Source organism: Faecalicoccus sp. LCP19S3_E2 (assembly GCF_052121255.1).
Classification (GTDB): domain Bacteria; phylum Bacillota_I; class Bacilli_A; order Erysipelotrichales; family Erysipelotrichaceae; genus Faecalicoccus.
Genome location: NZ_JBQKEP010000014.1, coordinates 1 through 23,167, shown reverse-complemented (window position 1 = coordinate 23,167; position 23,167 = coordinate 1). Strand labels below are relative to the sequence as shown.

Annotated in this window: 18 protein-coding genes and 1 tRNA gene; 12 read left to right on the top strand and 7 right to left on the bottom strand. The window is 39.7% G+C overall.

From position 1 onward, the window contains the following. Positions 1-87: 87 nt before the first annotated feature. Positions 88-954, top strand: a complete 867-nt coding sequence (locus ACTQX6_RS10780) for a DegV family protein (RefSeq protein WP_294688326.1) — start codon at positions 88-90, stop codon at positions 952-954. Continuing rightward, positions 955-1,806 (top strand): DegV family protein, encoded by an 852-nt coding sequence (locus ACTQX6_RS10775; RefSeq protein WP_117446912.1) that lies wholly within the window; start codon positions 955-957, stop codon positions 1,804-1,806. A 104-nt stretch (positions 1,807-1,910) separates the two neighbouring features. Here ACTQX6_RS10775 and ACTQX6_RS10770 read toward each other — a convergent pair whose 3' ends face one another. From ACTQX6_RS10770 to ACTQX6_RS10760, 3 genes are read right to left on the bottom strand one after another with little or no spacing between them, the layout of a single operon-like run. Then, on the bottom strand, positions 1,911-3,773 hold the full coding sequence (locus ACTQX6_RS10770; protein ID WP_272003416.1) for an ABC transporter ATP-binding protein: 1,863 nt from the start codon (positions 3,771-3,773) through the stop codon (positions 1,911-1,913). Further along, complete coding sequence (locus ACTQX6_RS10765; RefSeq protein WP_195222591.1) at positions 3,766-5,505, bottom strand: ABC transporter ATP-binding protein; 1,740 nt, start codon at positions 5,503-5,505, stop codon at positions 3,766-3,768. Before ACTQX6_RS10765 ends, ACTQX6_RS10770 begins: the two co-directional genes overlap by 8 nt. 2 nt (positions 5,506-5,507) lie before the next feature. Next, positions 5,508-5,951: a MarR family winged helix-turn-helix transcriptional regulator gene (locus tag ACTQX6_RS10760; RefSeq protein ID WP_022790438.1), complete on the bottom strand. Its 444-nt coding sequence runs from the start codon at positions 5,949-5,951 to the stop codon at positions 5,508-5,510. Between the two features lie 109 nt (positions 5,952-6,060). Here ACTQX6_RS10760 and rlmD point away from each other — a divergent pair, with 109 nt between their 5' ends. After that, a complete protein-coding gene (rlmD, locus tag ACTQX6_RS10755) occupies positions 6,061-7,356 on the top strand; it encodes a 23S rRNA (uracil(1939)-C(5))-methyltransferase RlmD (RefSeq protein ID WP_294688321.1) in 1,296 nt (431 codons plus the stop codon). 716 nt (positions 7,357-8,072) lie between these two features. Here rlmD and ACTQX6_RS10750 read toward each other — a convergent pair. Next, complete coding sequence (locus ACTQX6_RS10750) at positions 8,073-8,231, bottom strand: hypothetical protein (protein WP_181965652.1); 159 nt, start codon at positions 8,229-8,231, stop codon at positions 8,073-8,075. A gap of 143 nt (positions 8,232-8,374) precedes the next feature. Further along, positions 8,375-8,460 (bottom strand) — tRNA-Leu (locus tag ACTQX6_RS10745). 117 nt (positions 8,461-8,577) lie between these two features. Here ACTQX6_RS10745 and ACTQX6_RS10740 point away from each other — a divergent pair. The 8 genes from ACTQX6_RS10740 (at position 8,578) to ACTQX6_RS10705 (ending at position 20,637) form a co-directional block, all read left to right on the top strand. Further along, positions 8,578-8,955, top strand: a complete 378-nt coding sequence (locus ACTQX6_RS10740) for a hypothetical protein (protein WP_294688318.1) — start codon at positions 8,578-8,580, stop codon at positions 8,953-8,955. 96 nt (positions 8,956-9,051) lie between these two features. After that, positions 9,052-12,075, top strand: a complete 3,024-nt coding sequence (locus ACTQX6_RS10735) for a SpaA isopeptide-forming pilin-related protein (RefSeq protein WP_294688317.1) — start codon at positions 9,052-9,054, stop codon at positions 12,073-12,075. An 86-nt stretch (positions 12,076-12,161) separates the two neighbouring features. Further along, positions 12,162-12,707, top strand: coding sequence for a serine O-acetyltransferase EpsC (gene epsC, locus ACTQX6_RS10730; RefSeq protein ID WP_022790434.1), 546 nt, complete (start codon positions 12,162-12,164; stop codon positions 12,705-12,707). Beyond that, positions 12,707-13,999 carry a hypothetical protein gene (locus tag ACTQX6_RS10725; protein ID WP_294688316.1) on the top strand — a complete coding sequence of 431 codons (1,293 nt, stop codon included), beginning with the start codon at positions 12,707-12,709 and terminating at the stop codon, positions 13,997-13,999. The genes epsC and ACTQX6_RS10725 overlap by 1 nt, the downstream gene beginning before the upstream one ends. A 273-nt stretch (positions 14,000-14,272) precedes the next feature. Further along, entirely contained in the window at positions 14,273-15,307 is a 1,035-nt protein-coding gene (gene pheS / locus ACTQX6_RS10720; RefSeq protein WP_168966705.1) for a phenylalanine--tRNA ligase subunit alpha, read from the top strand. Between the two features lie 11 nt (positions 15,308-15,318). After that, positions 15,319-17,721, top strand: a complete 2,403-nt coding sequence (gene pheT / locus ACTQX6_RS10715) for a phenylalanine--tRNA ligase subunit beta (protein WP_294688314.1) — start codon at positions 15,319-15,321, stop codon at positions 17,719-17,721. 74 nt (positions 17,722-17,795) lie between these two features. Then, positions 17,796-19,262 carry a glycerol kinase GlpK gene (glpK, locus tag ACTQX6_RS10710; protein WP_195222586.1) on the top strand — a complete coding sequence of 489 codons (1,467 nt, stop codon included), beginning with the start codon at positions 17,796-17,798 and terminating at the stop codon, positions 19,260-19,262. A gap of 172 nt (positions 19,263-19,434) precedes the next feature. Further along, positions 19,435-20,637 (top strand): peptidoglycan bridge formation glycyltransferase FemA/FemB family protein, encoded by a 1,203-nt coding sequence (locus tag ACTQX6_RS10705; RefSeq protein ID WP_195222585.1) that lies wholly within the window; start codon positions 19,435-19,437, stop codon positions 20,635-20,637. A 17-nt stretch (positions 20,638-20,654) separates the two neighbouring features. On the opposite strand, the gene ACTQX6_RS10700 is transcribed toward ACTQX6_RS10705, so the two are convergent. Further along, on the bottom strand, positions 20,655-21,476 hold the full coding sequence (locus tag ACTQX6_RS10700) for a Cof-type HAD-IIB family hydrolase (protein WP_294688311.1): 822 nt from the start codon (positions 21,474-21,476) through the stop codon (positions 20,655-20,657). Positions 21,477-21,527: 51 nt separating this feature from the next. Between ACTQX6_RS10700 and ACTQX6_RS10695 the strand changes: the two genes are divergently transcribed. Next, a complete protein-coding gene (locus ACTQX6_RS10695; RefSeq protein ID WP_294688309.1) occupies positions 21,528-22,277 on the top strand; it encodes an AAC(3) family N-acetyltransferase in 750 nt (249 codons plus the stop codon). Here ACTQX6_RS10695 and ACTQX6_RS10690 read toward each other — a convergent pair. Beyond that, positions 22,267-22,761, bottom strand: a complete 495-nt coding sequence (locus ACTQX6_RS10690; protein ID WP_168966694.1) for a GAF domain-containing protein — start codon at positions 22,759-22,761, stop codon at positions 22,267-22,269. The two genes, ACTQX6_RS10695 and ACTQX6_RS10690, sit on opposite strands and share 11 nt — an antisense overlap. Between the last annotated feature and the right edge of the window lie 406 nt (positions 22,762-23,167).

Sequence of the window (23,167 nt, the reverse complement as noted above, 5' to 3'; positions counted from 1 at the left end):
ACAGGGGGAATTTTGGATTCCAAGGGGAGCACGATTGAGAAAAGCCAGATATCGTGATACCATATAGCCAAAGGATGGAGAATCAAAATGAAAGTAAGAGTATTGACAGACAGTGGCTGTGGCTTGACCAAAGAAGAGGCAGCACAGTACCACTTAGATTATTTGCCTTTACAGGTCATTGTAGAAAATAAGACGTATTTAGACGGTATCGATCTAACGACAGAACAGTTATATGATTTGATCGATAAAGGCTATTTACCGCAAACCAGCATGCCACCTTTAGGCATGATCGAAGAGCTTTTTGATCAATATAAAAAAGAAGGCGTGACCGATGTTGTGGCAGTCACGTTATCCAGCGGTTTATCGGGGACCAATCAGGCTATACAGGCCAGTGCCAAATGGCATGAAATCAAGGTACATACACTTGATATTTATACGACATTAAGCGTGGAAAAATATTTGGCGATCAGTGCTGCCAAGTTAAATGATAAAGGTTATGTACCAGATGAAATCATTCATCGTATACAGGCTGTCGTAGAGCATTCACAGGGCTTTTTGATTCCGGAAGACTTGAATCATTTAGCTCGTGGTGGACGTTTGACACCGATGGCTGCCAAATTGGCCGGCATGTTGAAAATTAAACCGATTCTTGAAGTCAGCAAGAACTCGGAAGGAAAAGTAGGGACCTGCGATAAGGTTCGTACCATGGCCAAAGCTATTTCCAAGGCGGCTAAGCTGACTGCCAAGGGTGCCAAAGAGGCAGGAGATTGCGTATATTTTGTCCTGGATTCCGCATCGGAAGAAAACGCAAAGCTATGCGTGGAAGAATTACAGGCTTTGATCGGAAAAGATGTCAAGATCGAAAGAGAATCGATCTGCAGTGTCATTGCCGCTCATACCGGACTTGGTTCGGTTGCTTTTCAGTATTGTAAAAAGGTGAAGGGGGCCGATTAAATGAAAATCGCATTTGTAACGGATACCGGTACCGGACATGATCCGGACTATTGGAAAGAACGGGGAATCTATTGTCTTCCTTTACAAATCGAATATAACGGGAATTCCTATGATGAGTATGTCACTATTCCCTATGCCAAGGTTATTGAAAATCTACATGAACAAGTTTTGATGAAGACAAGTCTGCCAAAACCAGGTTTGATGGAAGATCTTTTTGAAGATTTAAAAAAGGAAGGCTATGATGCCATATTCTGTGTACCTATCTGTAAAGGTTTATCCAGCACGTATGATACCTTGGAAATGATGGCCAAGGAAGCCGATTTACAGTTTTATGGCGTAGATTGTTACGTCACGGCGGTTGTACAGGGTAGAATGATCGAGATTGCCAAGGAGATGATTGAATCCGGTCATACGATTGAAGAGACTATTGCCCGTCTGGAGCGTATTGCCCAAAGCTGTGAAACCATTTTATTGTGCGATGATCTTCAACATATGAAACGTGGTGGAAGATTGACACCGACAGCCGCTGTCTTAGGCGGTTTGTTAAAGATCAAGCCGGTTTTGTATTTAGATAAAAAGACAAAGGGGCGTGTTGATGTCTTGGCAAAAGTCAGAACGATGTCAAAAGCCCAGGATCGTGTGATTGAATTTATAAAGGAAAAAGGTGTTCTTTCGGATTTTACTTTTATCGTAGCCCATGTCAATGTATTGGATGCGGCCGTTGATTATGCACAAAAAATACAGAAGTCATTTGATGGCGCTAAAGTAAAGATCATTGATTTGGTCAGTGCCGTAGGCATTCATACCGGTTTAGGATGTCTGGCTTTACAAGTTTTTAATGAAAATGCATAATAGAAAGCCCTCTGTTTGATGGAGGGCTTTTGTCAGACATAAAGATAAAACAAAAAAAATAGAACTTGTTCAAGATTTTAAATCTTGGCAAGTTCTATCTTTTTTTATTCTAATTCGAAGGCACCGGTATATAACTGATAGTACGTTCCTTTTTGTTGGATCAAATCATCATGGCTTCCTCGCTCAATGATTCGACCATTTTCCAATACCATGATCGCATCACTGTTTTGAATCGTACTCAAACGGTGGGCAATGACAAATACTGTTCGTCCCTGCATCAGCTTATCCATACCATCCTGTACGATACGTTCCGTATGTGTATCGATGGATGAAGTGGCTTCATCCAAAATCAATACCGGTGGATTGGCAACGGCAGCACGGGCAATGGACAATAACTGCTTCTGTCCCTGTGAAAGCGATGTGCCGGAGCCTGTGATCATCGTTTGATAGCCATGATCTAAATGCTTGATGAATTCATGCGCATTGGCAAGTTTAGCCGCTTTGATACATTCATCATCACTCGCATCCAGTTTACCATATCGAATGTTATCCATGATCGTTCCGGTAAATAAGTTTGTATCCTGCAATACGATACCTAAGGAACGTCTTAAATCATCTTTTTTAATCAGCTTGATATCAATACCATCGTAAGTGATCGATCCGTTCTGAATGTCATAGAAACGGTTGATCAAATTGGTGATCGTTGTCTTACCGGCACCGGTTGCACCGACAAAGGCAATTTTTTCACCTGGTTTGGCAAATAGATTAATGTCGTGTAAAATCGTTTTCTTTTCATTGTAGCCAAAGATGACATCGTGGAAACGTACATCCCCTTTTAATGGAACCAGTTCAACACTGCCATCTTCTCTTGGGTGACGCCAGCACCAATGTCCGGTATTTTTATCCGTTTCGCTAAGCGAGCCATCTTCATGAATTTCCACATTGGTCAAAGTGACTTTTCCATCATCGACTTCGCTTGGTGTATCAATCAGTTCAAAGATACGAGAAGCACCGGCAGCGGCCATGACAACGGAGTTGATCTGTTGCGAGATCTGACCAATCGGGTTATTGAAGGAACGGTTCAATTGTAAGAAAGCCGCAATCGTACCTAACGTTAGACCGCCGATTCCATTGAGTGCCAGCAACGATCCGATAATGGCAGTCAAAACATAACTTAAATAGCCTAAGTTTCCGATGATCGGCATCAAAATGTTGGCATACATATTCGCATTGGCACTGGCCTTGAATAACTGATCGTTGACCACATTAAAGTCTTTTAAGCTTTGTTCTTCATGACAGAAGACTTTGATGACCTTGCTTCCTTCAACCATCTCTTCAATAAATCCGTTGACTTTACCTAAATCATCCTGCTGGGCACGGAAATAACGGCCGGAGCGGGAAGTGATAAAACGAGATACGATGATCATGATAACCGCCATCACGATCGCCACGATTGTCAAAGGGATGTCTAAGATCAACATGGAAATCAATACTGAAATCATGGTCACGATACTTACGATCATCTGCGGTACTGCCATCGTCAACAACTGACGAAGGGTATCGGTATCGTTGGTATAGATCGACATGATATCACCATGCGCATAGGTATCAAAATAACCGATCGGCAAGGTTTCCATATGTTCAAACAAGTGGTCACGAGTATCACGTAAGGTACCTAAGGCAACATTCAACAGAATACGGTTGTATAAATAGGTACAAAGAATACCGGCCACATAAATGCACAACAATGTCAATAATGCTTGTACTAACGGTCCAAAATCCGGTGTATCCTGACTTAACATCGGTACGATATAGACGTCAATCAAATCTTTTAGGAAAGTGGATCCATATACATTGGCAAAACAGCTAATTAAAATAAAGATCAAGATAAAGAAGCAGGCCAGTTTATAATTTGAAATCGTGACTTTGATGATGCGGGAAAGTCCGTTGTTTTTTGTCTTATTCACTTAAACTGCCTCCTTTCTGTTGTTCCTGGAAAGTTTCACGATAGAGCTTGTTGGTCTTCAACAATTCTTCGTGTGTTCCTAATCCGGAAATATGTCCTTCATCCAACACAAGGATCTGATCCGAGTCCTGAATGGAACTGACACGCTGTGAAATGATGATCCGTGTCGTATCCGGAATTTTTTCCATGAAAGCCTGACGAATCAAGGCATCGGTTTTAGTATCGACAGCGCTGGTCGAATCATCCAAAATCAAGATCTTTGGCTTTTTCAAGATCGCACGAGCGATACATAAACGCTGACGCTGTCCACCGGAAACGTTGGTTCCACCTTGTTCGATGTACGTATTGTATTTATCCGGCATCTTCTGAATAAATTCATCTGCCTGTGCCAATTTACAAGCTTCTTCGATTTCTTCATCGGTGGCGTTTGGATCACCCCAACGCATGTTTTCTTTAATGGTTCCGGAGAACAATACGTTCTTTTGAAGAACCATGGCCACACTGTTTCTCAGGCTTTCCAGATCGTAATCACGAACATCGATACCGGCTACTTTTACGCTTCCGCCGGTTACATCGTAAAGTCTTGGAATCAACTGCACCAAGGATGATTTGGCCGATCCGGTAGCCCCTAAGATTCCTAAAGTCGAACCGCTTGGGATATGCAGATCGATATTGTCTAAGACATAATTGGCTTCATCTTGAATGTTAGTATATTCAAAGTAAACATCTTCAAAATCGATTTGTCCGTTTTTGATTTCTTTGATGCCATTTTCAGGTGAAACCAGATCACTTTTTTGATTGATGACCTGGGCAATACGCTCACCACTGGCAATCGACATGACGACCATGACAAAGACCATACTAAACATCATCAAAGACATTAAGATGTTGGCCGTATAAGTAAACAAAGACATCAATTCACCGGTCGTTAGTGAAGACCCTACGATCATATGTGCACCAAACCAGGAAATCATCAAAATAGCGCCATACATGCTCATCTGCATCAAAGGCATGTTCCAAATCAGGATTTTTTCGGCTTTCATCTGAATGTGGTAAATATCGCCACTTTCTTTATGGAATTTCTTAGTTTCATATTTACTGCGGACATACGCTTTGACAACACGAATACCACTGATATTTTCCTGTACAGAAGCATTTAAGGCATCGTATTTTCTAAACATCTTTTCAAAGACCGGGTGAACGACAAAGCTGACCGCAAATAAGGCAATCCCTAAAAAGATAATGACACCGACAAATACTAAAGAAAGTTCAAAGTTGATAAAGAAACACATACCTAAGGCAGCTACCAACATAAACGGAGCACGTACACAGACACGAATAACCATCTGAAAGGCCATTTGTACGTTGGTGACATCGGTCATCATACGAGTAATAAGACCTCCGGTTGAATATTGGTCGATGTTGCTGAAGGCAAATTTTTGAATGTTTTCATATTCCGCTTTACGAAGATTTTTCGCAAAACCACTGCTGGCAATCGCGGCATGTTTTCCACTTTGTGCACCGGCCCACAGTCCGATAAAGGCACAGACAACCATAGTACCGCCGATCTTCCATACGATATCCATATTTCCTTGTTCGATACCTTGATCGACCAGAATCGACATCAAAAAGGGAATCAGGACTTCCATGATAACTTCAATGATGACATAAAGCGGAGACTTGATCGTATTGATCTTGTATTCTTTGATCTGAGCCATCAATGTTTTTAACATATTTACTCTTCCTCCTTTTCAATTACGTTATTGGTTACTTTTTCTAAAAGGATAAACAACATCTCTTTCTCATCAGGCTGTAAGCCTTCGACGAGTTTTGCTTCTATGAGTTTGACACTTCGCTGTACAGCTTTTTCCAACTCTAAGGCTTTTTCGGTGGACTCAATGTAATGAACGCGTTTATCGCTTTCACTGATCACACGGCGAATGTATCCCTTTTGTTCCAAGCGGTTCAATATTCCTGTTACCGTTGGATTGGAGATGTGATAAAACTCTTCGATATCTTTCTGGGATACTTTTTCCAGCTTTGTCCATCGTAAAAACCGAAGCACCTTTTCTTGTGACATTGTCAAATCAAAATCCTTTAATGTTTCATTCATGTGTTTTTCAATTGATGATTGAATACACTTGAAATAGAAACCGTATCCATATTTTCTTCGGTTCATCCAGCGCCTCCTTAAAACATAGCTTGCTATATAAAAATATAGTTTGCTATATAATTATATGTCATTTGATAGGATTGTCAATAGACTTAAAAAAAGTTAAAATAACGCTATGAGAAAAAATGAAATTTATGAAGTTTTGTGTCTGGATGTGACCAACCAGGGCTATGGTGTAGTACGTATTGATGGGCAGGTTTTCTTTGTGCCAGGTCTTTTAAAAGAAGAAAAGGCAAGAATCAAAATCGTAAAAGTCTTAAAGAAATATGCGTTTGGAAAGATCGAAGAACTACAGATTGTTTCTAAAGATAGAGTAGAGCCAAAGTGCCCTAATGCCAGCCAATGTGGCGGATGTTGTTTTCAACATCTTGCCTATACAAAACAACTGGATATAAAAACAGAGTATGTGCGCCAGCTCTTTATAAGAAATCATCTGGATTGCACGATCAAGGATACACTGGGTATGCAAGATCCTTTTTATTATCGAAATAAAGCACAGTTTCCAATACAAGTCATCAATGATACAGTCTATATGGGGTTTTATCGACCTCATTCCAATTCTATTGTGGATTGCGATTCTTGTGTGATTCAATCAAAAGAAATCAATGAGGTTTATCAGTTTATAAAGGCAAATATGAATGTCGAAAATGCAAAGACATTACGTCACGTACTGATACGATCCAATGCGCTAGGACAAGTGCAGATCGTTTTTATCGGCAAAGAGAATCATGTGGATGCTTTGGTCAAGAAGATTACAGAAAACTTTAATAATGTGGTATCCATCCTTTTTAATAAAAATGATCGTGAAGATAATGTGATACTGGGGGATTCTTATCGTGTGCTCTATGGTTTAGAATCAATGCGCCAGACATGTATGTCACAAAAGATACAATTACATTTTAAATCTTTCTTTCAGGTTAATTCGAAACAGATGGAAGTTCTTTACTTGCAGGCTATTCATTTGGCAAACTTGTCCAAGGAAGATCGTGTGATCGATCTATATTCCGGCGTAGGTACGATTGGTTGTGTCATCGCGCCGTATGTCAAGAAAGTAACAGGTGTGGAAATTGTACCGGAAGCCGTGGAAAACGCAAAAAAGAATGCGCAACTCAATCAATTATCCAACATTGATTTTGTATGTGAAGATGCCAGCATCTTTGTGCAAAAATATAAAGAAGAAACAGATGTTGTCTTTGTGGATCCACCAAGAAAAGGATTAAGCGAAGCAGGTATTTGTCATATTACCGGACTGCATCCTAAACGAGTCGTCTATATTTCCTGTAATCCAAATACACTGGTAAGAGATGTAAAGTTATTTGAAAAAAGTGGATATCACTGTAAGGTGGTACAGCCGGTGGATATGTTCTGTCATACCAACGGTTTAGAATGTGTTTGTCTATTGGAAAAATAAAAACCAGTCTTGTTTAAAAAGACTGGCTGTATGCGATGGTGAGGTGCTTCGACTTGAATATACCTGTATTTATCGTATTTTCCATATACTTTGTTCCAAAAATCATGCCACGCTTAGTTTGGTTATATTATCAAATGGCATAAAATCGGCATATACATTTTAGCCGAAATTGACGTAGATAATTGAAATGGCAAGCTTTGTTTCATATTTGTAAATGCTTTAAAGCAATAATGATAAAGAATATATTAAAATCATGAGATAGATTGTTTTACTTATGATACAATGCTTTCGTTGCGCTACACCCTCCTGCACTCTAACGAGAAGGGAGGTGAACTCGTTGCAGGAGATATTACTATCCATTTTAATTTCTGTTATCGCAGGCGTGATTTGCCACCTCATCTGTGAACGGCTCGACAGAAGAGAAAAGTAGTGCAATGAGCCAAAAGCCCAAGGAACTGCCATTCCAAGGGCTTTTTATTCAAGATAAAAAAAGCACCCTCTGCCAAGGGCGTTTTTTTCTCGTTACAGGCTTACTATCCATTTTGCCTACTTGAATTATAGCATGTTTAAACATGGTGTCAAATATATTAAAAGACTTGTTAATCACACTCAATTTTGTCACCGCTATATTTCGCGATTTTGTCACCTCCCTGTATTCTATTTTTGGAGGTGATTTTGTAATGCTTACAAAAGATAAGCAGGCTGCTTTATCTCTGCTAAAAGATAAAGCGAATGGAGTTATCAATGACTTCTACTCGTCCATAGCGCAGCAGACTGGATTTTCCGAACTTGGAGGAAACTTCTTCTATGGTATAACCAGTACGACTTATTCTAATATCTCTTAAAACTTTACCAATTTTCTCTTTGTCTGTCATATGATTACACCTCCATCCTTACAGATACAATATATTATAAATGTTTGCTAAAGGCTAACAACCGTTTTTAAAATAATTAAAAAAAGTGGCTAAACTACGCCACTTATATGCCATTATGCTATAAAAGCCTTTATATAAAACATTGGTGAGGCCGATGCGACTTGAACGCACACGAGCTAAGCTCACTACCCCCTCAAAGTAGCGTGTCTGCCGATTCCACCACGGCCTCATTTGCTTTCTTATTATAGCGAAGAATGATGTCTTTGACAAACAAAATCGGTATGACTTTTACGACAAGAGGCATTTATGGTAGAATAACCTTTGTATATCAAGCGAGGATATGAAAATGAAAAATAAAAAGATGTTACAAAAAGTATTGTATGGTTTATCATTGCTTGCATTAGTTTATACAGGTTATGTATTATTCTATACGTATGATTCAGTTACACAGTATTATACGGCATATGGCTCTTCAGCTCCGGTTTCACAAATCGTTAATAACTTGATCAACAGTGCCTTTGCTCCTTTTATGTTTGCCATCGTTCTTTATGTATTAGCGGTAATTTTGGGAATGGTCGATTCTTTAACACAAGAATTTGAGATCGTAGCCGAAGATCAACCAGATTCTGTTCCTGAACAAAAAGAGGTAAAGGAAGAAACAAAAGAAGAACCGAGAGAAGAGACAAAAGAGGAAGAAAAGCCTACAGAAACTAAGGAAGATTAAAAAAAGTTCAGATTTTCTGAACTTTTTTTAATAGTTTTTTGATTTTTTTTCGTAATAAATAATAGGGTAATCAATTTTAAGGATGTGGAGGAGATAATGTTACGAAAGAAAATTAAAATAACAATTTGGTTGGTTTTCAGTTTTTGTATGCTGATGACACAAAGTTTATCTGTATTGGCACAAAGTCCGGCAATCGTTCATGTAGAAGCGCCAACAGGAGTGCATGTCGATCCTAATGATAAGTGGGCTATCGGTACGACACGACCGACGGCTTCCGGCTATAGTTCCAGTTATTATTCAAAATTAAGTATAAATGGACAAAAAGTGTATTGTCTTCAACCTTTGGCATCGATTGCCAATGGAAATGGAGGCTATACTGCCATGGATTTGGCCAGCTATTTTGGGAATGCTGCTTTGACAAAGAAGTTGGAATGGATTTCCAGTCTGGGTTATGGTTATAGAAACGATACAAGCTTAGAGATGGATTTTGCCACACAGATTCGAATCTGGCAGGAAATTGAACCGGGTTTGATCACGCACATTCACCCGGAAATCCAAAGTAAGATTGATTTGATCAATCAGCGCTTACATGTCATGGAAACACCGGTTTCCTTTCAGGGGCAGGATATCACCTTATATGGACATGGAAAAAAGTTTGCCAAGACTCTAACGGATCAAAATCATGTATTTGAAAACTACATTCTAGATCAAAGCTCTTTAAAAATGGAACGAGATGGAAATCAGGTTCGTGTGTGGATGGATGAAGAAGATGGTTTGCAGGGAAGTGCTTCTATGCATTGTTTCTATGTCCCTCAGGGAACCAGTATTGCCTATAAGAACCCTTATGGCTATCAGGAGGTTGGATATATTACCGGTGGTTCTTCGCAGACGCTTCGTTTGCATGCGCATGTGCGATTGGGAAGTATTCAGATCACAAAAGGGGATCAGGAAACCGGTACACGCGCACAGGGAGAAGCCACTTTGGTCGGTGCTCAATATTCGGTAATCGATGATAAAACCGGAAAGCCGATAGGTACACTGACCATTCAGGATGATCTGCAAAGTAATATACTCGATCAGCTTCCTTCGGATCGAACATACTCGATCAAAGAAATCAAAGCACCAAAGGGATATCAGTTGAATACTAAAATCATCACGGCGGATGTAAAGGCACAACAAGATGTTCGACTCTCGGTTGCGGATGCTGTTGTGACCGGAAGATTTCAATTAAAAAAGATTATCACGGATGCGAGTACAACGGAGATCGTAAAACCCGAGGCTAATGCACAGTTTGGTGTTGTGCTTAAAAAGTATGTGGATCAATATGGAAGCATACAGGAGGCTTTGAAACATAAAGATACATTTACCAATCACGAATGGGATCTGTTGCATACTGATGAAAAAGGAAATGCCACCAGTCGAGAGCTTGCTTATGGAACGTATCTGATTCAACAGTTGACCGGGGCAAAGGAAACGGATATCTTAAAAGAACCATTCACTTTTACAGTGGATGAAAATGAAAAGGAACCGATGGAATATACGATCAATAATCGACCAAGCGATTATTATCTTCGACTTGTCAAAAAGGATAAGGATACCAAAAAAGAAATCGTATATTCCGGGGCACGATTTCAGATCTTTGATCAAAAAGATCAAAAAGTCACCATGAAGATTGGTTCGAAAACGTATGATACTTTTGAGACAGCTTCCAATTCGACAAAGGAAGAACAAGGTGTTTTTGTGGCTAAAGAGGAAAAGGGAAGGATGACAGTGCCTTTAAAATTAAAGGCAGGAAGATATCGTATTGAAGAAAAGGTTTCTCCTAAAGGCTATCTTTTACTTTCAAAGCCAGTATGGGTCGATATTGGAGAAGATTTTGTTTCTGAAAAGGATTCACAAGAAGATGCTTATGTTGAAGTCATCATTGAAAATGAAAAGCCGACAGCTACGATCGAACTTCAAAAAGAGTTTGAAGAGCCACAGCCGGGTGAAACATGTCCGCAAGAGGTGTTATTTGTATTACGTGCAAAAGAGGACATTCTGGATCCATCGGATGGCAGTGTGTTATATCATGCCAATGATAAGATCAAAGTGGGATCGACCAAAGAGGGGATTTATGCACTGGGAAAAGATCAGGTGCTGCGTATCGAAAATCTGCCGATCGGATTGGGCAAGACGGTATATCAGTTAGAGGAAATACAGACAAAGGAAGGATATAAACTGGCTGATAAGCCCATTGATTTTGTGTTTACCGCAAAAGATGATACGACAAAATCTTATAAGGTTTCTAAAACATTGAAGAATAAAAAGCTCACAATTGATACTTCGGTTCAACCGAATGGGCAACAGACAAAGATTTTTAATGGAAATCAGGATTTTATGATTCGCGACACTGTCTTTTTTGAGAATTTGGACGCACAAAAGACATATCGCTTAAAAGGTACGATTATTGATAGTGCTACGCAAAAGCCGGTTACAATCAATGGAAAAGAGCTGATTCATGAAATCAGTTTTGTGCCGGATCATCAAAAGGAATCTGTTGATAATTATTTCTGGATTGAGAAACAAAGCCTGCCTAAAGGAAAGTATGTAGTATTTGAAGAACTATATTGTGATAAAGGACATTTGTTGGCCGAACATAAAGATGGAAACGATGAAAACCAAAGCTTTGAAATAGAGCCTTTCTATGAAATAGAAGTGGAAAAGATCGATGCCAAAAGTGAGAAAACCATAACAAATCAAGATTTTGAATTTACCTTGTATGAAGATTCATCCTGTACAAAGCAGGTGCAGGTAGGACAAACGGATCTGAAAAAAGGAATGTCTTTGTTTAAAGAAGTTACAGAAGGTGTATGGTATCTAAAGGAAACAAGAGCACCAAAGGGATATCAGCTGGAAAAGAATGTACAAAAGATCGAAATCAGAAATCACGAGGTTTGGATCGATGGTAAACAGGAGAAAATGGAAAAATCTTGTCTGCATATAAAAGTAAAAAATGAGAAACAGCCTTCTATTCCAACCGGTAAATCGATGCATTTTGTGTATGCGTTATGGTTTTTTCTGTCCGGCTTTTTAGGCTGTATGATCGTATTTCTTCAATGGATGCGAAGAAAAAGATAACGAGAAGTCATAAAGGGTGGTTTGATGCTGCCCTTTTTGAATGTCGCTAACTTGCAATTTTGCATAAAATAACATAAAATTCATTCATGAGTGAGTATGAAGGAAGATCTTTTTTTAAAGATGCTGCTTATAATATAAAAAGAACGATGGAACTAGACCCGGCGGCCCATTCGAAATGGGAGGTTTTCTGGTTGTATCCGCATATCAAGGCAATCGGATTGCATCGAATCGCCCGTTGGCTGTGGGATCATCACCGCACCTTTTTAGCTCGTTTTGTTTCCAATGTTGCCCGTAAATGGACAGGGATCGAGATTCATCCGGGAGCAACGATTGGAAGAGGGCTGATCATTGACCATGGAATGGGTGTTGTTATTGGGGAAACGGCAATTGTCGGAAATGATTGTCATCTTTATCATGGCGTCACCTTGGGAGGAACCGGAAAACAACATAAAAAAAGACATCCAACTTTAAAGGATGGAGTGTATGTTGGCTCCGGCGCAAAATGTCTGGGAAATATCGTTTTAGGCAATCACTGCAAGATCGGTGCCAATGCCGTGGTGCTGATCGATGTACCGGATGGCTGTACGGCTGTGGGAATGCCTGCCAGGATCATTGAAAGGAAGCAAAAGTAATGTGGAAATATCGTTGTAAGACGCATTTGTTAGCACTTCTGGCATCGTTTGGGATCGGAGTGCTCTTTGGTCTGATTACATATTTTGTATATGGAGATACCTTGCAGGTGTATCTACAGGAGATTGCTCGTGAGGCGGGTCTATCTTCTGCAGAGTTTGCCGTGGTCCGAGATTTGATGGTCAATCCAGCTTTACAGGCGGGTATGACAGGCATTGTGTTTGCGGGCCTTGTCAATATTGTTTTTTTAGCACAATATGTTGCCAGTAAAAGCAGCTATGCCCCATTGATCTTTATAGTTCTTCTACTGATGGCCTCGGTATATTTGCTTTTGGCAGGAATCGTATTATTGATACCGGCTATTATCGTCTGCATTTATGGCATGGTCAGCTTAAGAAGTTCTTTATCGTTTCAAAGACAACAGCGCAATTTTTCCGATGATGATGAGATCGTGCGAATCTATAAGATTCATCACACATTGGATGAAAACGTCAAAAACGTTGCCTTGGAGTGTAAGAAAAATGTCCGTAAATTTACGGTCGTTTATACATTAGGTGTGATTGCCGCATTATGCGTACTGTTCTTTGTACAAAACTTCGTGGTGCTTTTTTTACTGTTAGTTTTCCTATTTATGTCCTTTAATTATCTGATGCGCTATTTTGCCAATTCTTTAATGCCTATCCGGTTGCTGCTGTATCAGAATTGTGATCCGGAGGCATGTGCCAGTGCCATCATTTATTATTCGACAAATCGTAATGGGAAAGTAAAGCTGAAAAACCGGATCCTGTTGGCACAGGCTTTGATTTATATGGACGATCCGCAACTGGCTATGGACGTACTGATCGATTATTCGAGAAGAGATCAGGCAAGCTTGTTACAATATTGGAGCCTGATGGCAACGATCAATTATATGTTAAAAGATGAAGATGCACTGGATCGCTGTAAAGAAGAAGCCGGTAAAGTACGTATGAACTATGGCGTACAGGGGGTCCTGGTACAAAGTGAAGAACTGGCATCTATTCAAAATAAGGTCGATTTGATGAATGGGCAGTTTAATACGTGTAAAAAGTATTATCTGCAGGCTTTGCAGAAGGCAAGACTGCCGTTTCAACAAGTGGATGCGTGTTATTATATCGGCATGATTTCTTTTGTCGAACAAGATTATTCTCTGGCCAGTATGTACTTTGAAAAAGTCATCAGTCTGGGTAATAAAATGGCTTTTGTCCAGAAGGCCAAACACTTTCAGTCTAAGATCGATGCGATGGCTCCATCGCAGGATGCCGACGAGTTTTAGTTGAAAGTTATCAAGGGATTTTGTATAATCACAAGTGTTAAAGCGTTGAACAGGAGTAGTAGTCCATAGAATTCAATGGATAGAGAATCAGACTCATCGGCTGGAAGGTCTGAACAGAGAAGTTGGATGAATTCGCCTGGGAGCAAGAGCAAACCTCTTCCGTTTCATACGGTTATCATGGTAAATAAGTGCGTAAAGACGAAACAGGATGGTACCGCCGTAACTGGCTCCTGTGCTCGTCTTTTTTTGTTTTATAAAGAGAGGATGAAGACAATGGAACAAATCGAACAGCTTCAAAAAGAGGCACTGGAAAAGATCCGGGATTGCCAACAAGGTAGTGCGCTTAATGAATTGCGCGTGTATTATCTGGGTAAAAAAGGTCCGGTTCAAGGCTTGATGAAGAATATGAAGAGTTTATCTTCGGAAGAAAAGCCGATTTTTGGTCAGAAAGTGAATCAGCTCAAACAAGAGCTTTCACAGGCTATTGAAGAAAAACGGCAGGAACTGGCTCAAATAGAGATGTTGGCAAAGATTGAAAATGAAAAAATTGATATTACCTTACCAGGTAGAAAACCGCACCTTGCCAATTTACATCCATTAAATCTGGTTACGCAGGAATTGGAAGATCTGTTTATTGGTTTAGGCTATCAAGTGATCGAAGGGAATGATATCGTCAGTGACGAATATTGCTTCGAAAGAGCAAATATTCCTAAGGATCATCCGGCAAGAGATATGCAGGATTCCTTGTATATTGATCCAAACTGGCTGCTTCGTACTCATACAACGGCTATCCAAATGAAGGTGTTGGAAGAAAGTGCACCTTCATTGCCAATTAAGGTTGTATGTCCGGGAAAAGTCTATCGTCGTGATGATGATGATGCGACTCATTCTCATCAGTTTATGCAGATGGAAGGTCTGGTTATCGGTGAGCATGTCACATTGTCCGATTTAAAAGGAACCTTGGAATTTATGGCACGTAAGCTGTTTGGACAAGATCGCGAGATTCGTTTCCGCCCCAGCTTCTTCCCATTTACCGAACCAAGCGTAGAAGTCGATGTATCTTGCCATATTTGTAACGGTAAGGGCTGTCCGACATGTAAAGGAACCGGCTGGATCGAAATCTTAGGTGCCGGAGAAGTGCATCCAAATGTTTTGAAGATGGCCGGCTATGATCCGGAAAAATGTTCCGGTTTTGCCTTTGGTGTAGGTATAGAACGTGTTGCCATGTTGAAATATGGTATTGATGATATTCGTCATTTTTATACGAACGATATGCGATTCATGGATGAATTTAAGCGTTTTGAATAGAGGGAAAGACAATGCGAATTTCTAGAAAATGGCTTTCACAATATATGGATATTTCCGATCTTTCGATCGAAGAAATCGCTCAAAAGATCACCGATGCAGGTTTAGAAGTGGAAGCGGTGGAACATCAATCACAGGGAACCAATTTGGTGATTGGGGAAGTGTTGGAGTGTACCGATCATCCGGACAGTGATCACTTGCATTGTACAAAAGTCAATGTTGGTAATGAAGTTTTAAATATTGTCTGTGGAGCACCTAATGTAGCTGACGGGCAAAAAGTTATCGTTGCTTTACCGGGTGCTAAGTTGCCGGGTGGTGAAATCAAAAAAGGTGTGATTCGTGGGCAGGAGAGTAACGGAATGATTTGTTCCTTACTGGAACTGGGTGTGGATCCGCATCTTTTGACCGAAGAACAAAAAGCAGGTATTGAAATTTTAGATGCCCAGGCACCTGTGGGCAATACTGATCCTTTACAGTATTTGGGATGGGATGATGAAATCCTGGAAATCGGATTAACGCCCAATCGTAACGATTGCCTGGCCAGCTTTAACATGGCTGTGGAAGCCGGTGCCATCTTACATCGTGAAGTAAAATTACCGGCTTATCAAAAGGCTTCTGAATGTGGTGGATCGACAAAGCTTCACGTTTCATCCAAAACAAAAAAATGTCCTTTATTTTTGGGAAAGGTCATTGGCAATATCACAATCAAAGAAAGTCCGTTATGGATGAAGGAGCTTTTACGCGCTTCCGGCATGCATTCTATCAACAACGTTGTCGATATTTCCAATATTGTCATGTTGGAAACAGGGCAACCAATGCATTTTTATGATAAAGATGCGATCAAAAATCAGGAAATTACAGTTGTTGGCGGCATACAGGAAGATTATACGGCGTTGGATGGCGTTACTTATGCCCTACAACCGGAAGATATCGTAATCACCAATGATGGAAAACCAATCGGTATTGCCGGCATCATGGGTGGTGATGATTCCAAAATCTTGGATACGACAACTGGTTTGATCATCGAATGTGCGATTTTTGATCACGTATCGATTCGAAATACGGCCCGTCGTTTGAATTTGGCTACAGAATCCAGCGTTCGTTATCAAAAGGGCATTGAACCTCTGGCAGCTCAAAAAGCTGTGGATCGTGCTGTTCAGCTTTTGGTCGAATATGCGGATGCCAAAGAAATTGAGGAAACTGTACAGTATGGGCAGACACCATACCAGCCAAAAACTTTATCCTGTCAATATATGGCCATCAACGATCGTTTGGGAACGGATTTTACCAAAGAAGAGATCTTAGAAGTATTCAAACGTCTGCAGTGGAATCCGATAGATCATCAGGATCACTTTACGGTTGATATTCCAAGCTACCGAACCGATGTTGAAGGAATGGCTGATTTAAGTGAAGAAGTGATTCGTCTGATTGGGTATGACAGACTGCCTAGTACGCTTCCGATGATGGAAATGACAGAAGGAAAGTTGAATCCTTCACAGCGTCTTCGTCGTGAACTACGCCAGTACTTTACGGCGCAAGGCTTACAGGATTGTGTGACTTATACGTTAATCTCCACTAAAAAGATGGAAAATGCGATCTTAAGTGCCGGAGAAGCGATTGAACTGGCCAGTCCCATGAGTGAGGAAAGACGATATATCCGCACCAGCATTTTACCAAGTCTTTTAGATGTAGTCAGCTATAACCAGGCTCGCCATATTCCAAATATCAATGTTTTTGAATTAAGCGATGTAGCAGCCAAAGAAGGTGTGCAGACACACGGAGCTTTTGTGTTGAGCGAAGAACTGCAGCAGACTAAGTGGACAGGTTATTCCTTACCGGCTGATTTCTATACCGCCAAAGGATTGATGGAAGCTATCTTGGAAAAGGTGGGAATCAATGAAAAACGCATTCACTTTGTGGCCAATGAATTCGATACTCAGCATTTCCATCCATATCGTTCTGCCTGTATTCGAATTGATCAGGAAACGATCGGTATCGTAGGACAGATTCATCCACAATATGCCAAGGAAACAGGTTGTAAGGATGTAATTCTTTGTGAATTTGACTATGGTAAGATTCTTGCCAGCAAGAAGGCAAAGATCAAGTATGTACCGATATCAAAATATCCAAGTGTACAGCGAGATCTAGCGTTTGTCATGGATCGCTCGATACCGGTTTCACAGGTAGTTGATGTGATCAACAAGCATGGAAAGCTGGATAAAGAAATGATTGTAAAAAGCGTGGAAGTCTTCGATGTTTATCAGGGCGAACATGTAGCTGACAATGAAAAGAGCATTGCCTTACGCATTCTTTTCCAAAGCGATAAGAAAACATTGAATGAAGAAGAGATCAATACTTTGTTTAATGGAATCATTGATGCGATACAGAAGGAATGTAATGCGACATTACGAAATTAGTGCACGACGGTGCACTTTTCTTTTGCTCTGTTAAGAAAGCGCTTTCTGTGCTATGATGGGTGCAGGTGAGTAACATGAAAAAATATATTATTTCAATCGATCAAGGCACGACCAGTACACGTGCTATTCTTTTTGATCAACAACAAAATATCGTGGCGGTTTCGCAGGAAGAGATTCATAATAACTTTCCTCAACCGGGATGGGTGGAACAAGATGCCAATGAAATTTGGCTTTCTACACTATCCTGCTTATCGAGTTTATTTTTAAAATCCGGTGCACAACCTGATGAAGTCGCTTCAATCGGTATTACCAATCAAAGAGAAACAACGGTAGTATGGAACAAGAAAACAGGTATGCCGATCCATAATGCGATCGTATGGCAATCCAGACAGACCGCTGGCATCGTTGAGCGCTATAAAAAAATGGGAGTAGAACCGCTGATCAAAGAAAAAACAGGTCTGGTTTTAGATCCTTATTTTAGTGCTACGAAGATTCGCTGGATCTTGGAAGAAAAGAACATTCAAAATACAGAAGATCTTTTGTTTGGAACTATCGATACCTGGCTTGTCTGGAAGATGACCAATGGCAAGGTACACGTGACCGATGTGACCAACGCTTCCCGGACACTATTGTTGAATATTCATACATTGGATTGGGATAAAGAATTGTTGGAATTGTTTAATATTCCTCAAAACATGCTTCCCAAAGTTGTCGATACTTCCGGTATCGTCGGTTCTATCGATCCGGTTCATTTTTTCAATACTTCCTGCCCGATCGGAGCCATGGTTGGTGATCAGCAAAGCGCTTTGTTTGGACAATCTTGTTTTCACAAAGGTGAAGTCAAAAACACCTATGGAACCGGCGGTTTCCTATTGATGAATACCGGGGATACACCAATTCATTCACAGAAAGGATTGTTGTCAACGGTCGCATGGAAAATTCAGGATGAAGTCTGTTATGCACTGGAAGGAAGCATCTTTGTTTCCGGTTCTCTGATCCAGTGGTTAAGAGATGGATTGAAATTTTTTAAATCCGCCAAAGAAACAGAAGACATTGCGACCAGCGTGGATTCCTGTAATGGTGTTATGATCGTTCCGGCCTTTACCGGATTAGGGGCTCCGTATTGGAATGATGAGTGCCGAGGTGCCATTTTTGGCCTGACCCGAGGAACGGACATTCGACATTTAGTACGCGCTTCTCTGGAAAGCATGGCCTATCAAAGCAAAGACTTGATTTTGGTCATGGAAGAAGATCTGCATCAAAAGATCACCCATTTAAAAGTAGATGGAGGCGCCAGTGCCAATCGTTTCTTAAACCAATTCCAGAGTGATATTCTTGAAATACCGGTCTATAAAAGTGCCATGACGGAAACAACCGCTTTAGGTGCTGCCAGACTGGCGGGACTTGCCTGTGGTTTCTATAAAAGAGAAGATTTTAAAGATGGAAAACTGGAGAAATTCTTACCACAAAGAGATCATGAAAGCATAGAAAAGCTTTATGAAAAGTGGAAGAAGGCCATTCAGGCAACACAGATGTATTAAAGATCAGAGATTTTCCTGATCTTTCTTTTTATGATAATATATAGAAAAAACATAGGAAAACTAGTTATAAAACAGAAAGAAATCAGCGAAGATTGACTTTATACAATAGTTAAATGTACATATAAAGTATATTCTAAAGTTACTTAAATAAGAAAGAGACAGGAATTTGTTTATGAAAGACTATCAGTTCCATACAGAGGTTTCAAAAGAAGAATTTGATTGCTTTGTCCAAAATCATCGATTCTGTAACTTGCTGCAAAGCTATGATTGGGCCAAGGTAAAATCCAATTGTGAGGCATTACATACCGGCGTGTATCAAGATGGAAAGCTGCAGGCTGTCGGTTTAGTTTTGATCAAACAACTGCCACTTTCCTTTACCATGTTTTATATTCCCAAAGGTCCCATATTGGATTTTGAAGATGCTGAGATGGTGAAGTTTTATTTTCAGGCGCTCAAGAAAGTAGCCAGGAAAAGACACTGTATCTTTATTAAATTTGATCCAGGTATCGTCATTCGTGAATTTACGTTATCTCAAAAAGATGCACCATTGTTTGATTATACAAAGACCATCTTAGATAATATTCAGGCCGTTCATGCCAGACATAAAGGATTTACTACGTATATTGAAGAGACTGTACAGCCTCGTTTTCATATGGGATTAAAGCCCTGCGATCTAGATGAACACTTGCCAAAATCCACAAAGCGATCCATTAAAAAGGCAACAAAGAAAAATGTGGTTGTAGAAGAAGTTGGAATAAAAGGACTGCCGGAATTTGCACAGATCATGCATATGACCGAAGAACGAAAAAAGGTACATTTGCGCGCTGAAGATTACTTCCGACTTTTGTTGCAGACGTATCCAACTGCACATTTGTATTTGGCTTATGTAGATCCGCTAAAGCGTAAAAAGGAACTGCTGCAAAAGAAAAAGGAATTAGAAGCCATAATTGCACAAAAACCAAATAAGAAAGCTGAGTATGAATTGCTTCAAAATCAGGAGGAGTTAACCTCTATTCAAAAGGTTTGTGAGAAATATCCACATAAAACGGCTATTGCCGGAGGTATGATGATCGGTTATGGTAAGGAATATGAAATGCTGTATGCCGGAAGCAACGATGATTTTATGAATTTCAGACCGCAGTATCTTTTATATGCCAGACAGTTTCAAGATGCCTTCGACAATCGGGCCGAGTTTGTCACAATGGGTGGTGTTGATGGTGACTTTCAAGATGGTCTATCTGAATTTAAATCAAACTTTGCCCCATATATTCGTGAATATATAGGTGAATTTGATTTACCGGTACATCGTGTTTTATATGCTCTTTCCATGAAGGCCATGCCAATGGCCAAAAAGATGTTAAAGAAGAAAGCATAAAAAAATAGCCGATCCGGCTATTTTTTTATTAATACGTAGTCATGAAGAATGTGCCCAACCGCGTTTTCGTTATGTGTATAAGGGCAGATATGATCAACTTGATCTTTGATCAATGGGTGCAAGTTCTTAACACCAATCGCTATACCGGCTGTTTTAAGCATTCCTAAATCATTGATGTTGTCTCCGATAGCCATAGAATCCTTTATGTCGATGTGCAGATGATCGCATAGAAATTTTAATCCGATTCCTTTATGCACTCCCTTTTTATTAAACTCAAAGTAGCGAGCACTTGAATAAGAAAGATCACAAGCTTGACGGATATTTGTCAAAAGTGATGCATCAATGGATTGAAGATAGTCAAAACTGGTATTTTCATAAAGAACTTTCATGATTGGGACATCCTTTAAAAAGGTAAGATCCGTTTCATGAATTTCTTTTACCTGCATACGGCCTTTTAAAAAGTCACGTTCATCATCATTAAGACGATATGCATAAACGGTATCGATCGTATAAACTTGAACGCATACATCATATTGAAGACCAATCTTATAAATTTGCTCTGCCAAAGAATGATCCATCGGCTGCATATATAAGATTCGATTATTTTTGTTCTCGGTCACACAGGCGCCGTTTAATGAAATGGTATAGGTGTTTTCTTTATCATAGAGACCAATTTCTTTTAATGTATTTTGAATCGATATAAATGGTCTTCCGGTTGCGCAAACAAATTGAATGCCCTGGTCGGATACTTTTTTGATTTGTTCAATCGTATAAGCATCGACATGTTTGTTTGTATTCAACAATGTTTCGTCTAAATCACTGGCAATAATTGAAATCATGATTTCCCTCTTTTCTGTGAACAATCTTATCAAATATGATATGATGATGCCATGAAAAACCCAATTTTTATAACACCCGATGAGATTTCTACAATCCTGGAAACACTGCATATTCAAAAAGGAAGTTATGTCTGTGTGCAAGCCAGTGATCGATTCTGTAAACATGTAATAGGAGAAGCACAGGCTGTTTTGAATGTGTTGATGGATAGAATAGGAACAGAAGGCTGTCTATTCATGCCGACTTTTTCTTTTTCAACGCTGGATCCGTCCTGCTTTGCGACCAATGTGGAATATGAAGACTGGAAAAAGATACGCGAATGGCAGCTTGGTTATCATCCTATATTGACAAGCTGCGATCAAAACGGAGCGTTGGCCAATCAGTTTTTAAAAAATGAAAATGTAACCCGCACGACACATCCGGTTTACAGCTTTGCGTTTTGGGGAAATACGAAAGAAAAGGAAATCAATCAAAGACCGAATTATCCTCTATCTTTTACTCATGTTCTTTCTTCCTTTGCCGATCAACAAGCCATAAATCTATTGTTTGATAGGGATCCAGAAGAAAGTGTTCTTTTACCGGCTATTGCGAAGACTTTAAATAAAGGGGTTACGTCTTTACAGCGGGCTGTAATCAAAAAAGGAAAAAATAATGTGGTCAAAACATTCTTGGTTACAGAGATTGATGGAATGGAAGAAGAGCTTTTGGGATATTGTTATAAAAAAGAAACAAGTTTGGGAAAATTTCCTATATATAGAATATCGTTAGATGAGATACAAGAAACAGAAGCTGTTATGGATTAACAACTTCTGTTTTTAAATAGATAGACTGATTTTCTTTGGAAATCAAAGAGGAAATCTGATCGGCTAAAAATTGAAAGAATGAAATCTCTTCGGTTGCAAAGCGATCTTTAATGTCAGAATCGACATCCAGAATCGCAAAAAGCGTATTGCCGTTATAAATGGGAACGACAATTTCGGATTGTGAGGCCGAATCACATGCGATATGTCCGACAAAAGAATGAACATCATCGACAACGATCATCTTCTGCTGTTGAGCACAGGTTCCTACAACACCTTTTCCAATAGGAATAGTCATACAGGCCACTTTACCCTGAAAGGGACCTAAGGTGCAAGTTGCTTTGTTTTGTTGTACTAAGTATAGGCCGACCCAGTTTAAATGAGGGAGCTCATGATAGACCAGAGCCATCAAATTTGAAATAGATGAAATCGAAGGGATCTCTGGATCAATCAAGCTTTTACATTGTTGATATATAATTGTATTCATGAAAAGATTGTAACATAAGTAAAAAGAATATGTCATCTTTGCCACATTTCAAACCAAAAAAGACACAAGGCTATATTTATAGAGAAAAGGTGATACGATAAGGGCACAAAATAAATGATTTGTTTGAAGGAGGAAATCACATCCAGAAAATAAGGATTTATCTATCGGGGAATGGTAGAGATGAGTTGATTTTCTTTTGAGAAGAGTCATGAAATAAAAAGACATGACTCTTTTTTAAATCCACAAAGGAAGGGAAATGTATGTAAAATATCGACAAATGTATCAGTATCCAATCACAACCCGACAATGAAACCGATTACAAAGGTGAGAGGAACAAAAAGGACTAAAAAAAGATAAAAAAAGTGAAAAAAGATGTTGACGGGTGGCGGTGGATTTGGTAATATAA